This is a genomic window from Mesorhizobium sp. M7A.F.Ca.CA.002.05.1.1 (genome assembly GCF_003998335.1).
Classification (GTDB): Bacteria; Pseudomonadota; Alphaproteobacteria; order Rhizobiales; family Rhizobiaceae; genus Mesorhizobium.
This window is the reverse complement of sequence record NZ_RZQI01001372.1, coordinates 1-998: the sequence shown is the minus strand read 5'-3', so window position 1 is coordinate 998 and position 998 is coordinate 1. Positions and strand designations below refer to the sequence as shown.

Genomic DNA, 998 nt, shown 5'->3' with positions numbered 1-998 from the left:
GTGCGACGCCTACGGGGCGCTGGCATGTCCCGGCGCAGGCGCACCCGACTATACGGTCAGCTACGCTGACATCGCTCCCAGCCCTCAGGTCGTCAACAATTACGAGATCGGCATTCGCGGCGGCGATGTCGACTATGGCGGCTCGCTGTCGGCCTTTTTGTCCACCTCCGACCAAGGCGTGAACTACGACATCGCCTCCAACCGCGTGTCGCAGCAGAAGGAGGAAATCTGGGGCGTCGAAGTCACCGCATGGTGGAACCTGACCGGCAACCTCACCGTCGGTGGCCTCCTTGGCTATACCGAGGGGCGCTACGACAATGACGGCGATGGCAATATCGATGCGTGGCTGCCGAACAACAGGATAGCGACCCCGGTGCACGGCACGGTCTACGGGACCTATGTCTTCGACAACGGCCTCAATCTTCGCAGCGAGGTCCAGTTCTTCACCAGCCGGGACAAGATAACGACCGTACCCGAGATCAAGGGCGCGGCACTGGTAAATATCCTTGCGAGCCACAAGGTCGGCAAGGGCGATCTCAGTGTCGGCGTCGAGAACGTCTTCGACACCAACTACATGAATCCGACAGCTAGCGCCACGCGCAACAATGTCGTCAATGGTTTCGGCCGCATGGTATCGCTCGGCTACAAGGTCACCTTCTGAGATGGTTCGTTTCGAGATGCACAAGGACGGCATCGTCGACCTGCGCCTCTACCCTCCGCACGCGGCAACCGACGAGGCCGACTACCTCGAAGCGCTCGACCGGATCGGCAACCTCGATGGACCCTATGCCATCGTGGTGGATATTGCCGGCAGCACTCATCTCTCCCGAGAGGGGGAAGTCCGTCAGGCCGCATGGGCCAAGGCCACGCGGCAGCGCATCTCCAGCGCATGCCGGGCCTTGGCACTGGTGCGTGACAATCCCAACCCACGATCGCGGCAATCGTTCGAGCGGCTCTGGGCTATTCCGGTCCACGTCACCAGCGACAGAGAGGAAGCG

Annotated in this window: 2 protein-coding genes; both read left to right on the top strand. The window is 61.7% G+C overall.

Annotated features, from left to right (window positions below; genetic code table 11):
- Nucleotides 1-661: TonB-dependent receptor domain-containing protein (locus EN939_RS35655; protein ID WP_164751579.1), on the top strand; the 661-nt coding region annotated here is incomplete at its 5' end.
- Between the two features lies 1 nt (nucleotide 662).
- Nucleotides 663-998, top strand: a 336-nt coding sequence (locus EN939_RS35650) for a hypothetical protein (RefSeq protein WP_127271995.1), incomplete at its 3' end; no start/stop codon positions are given.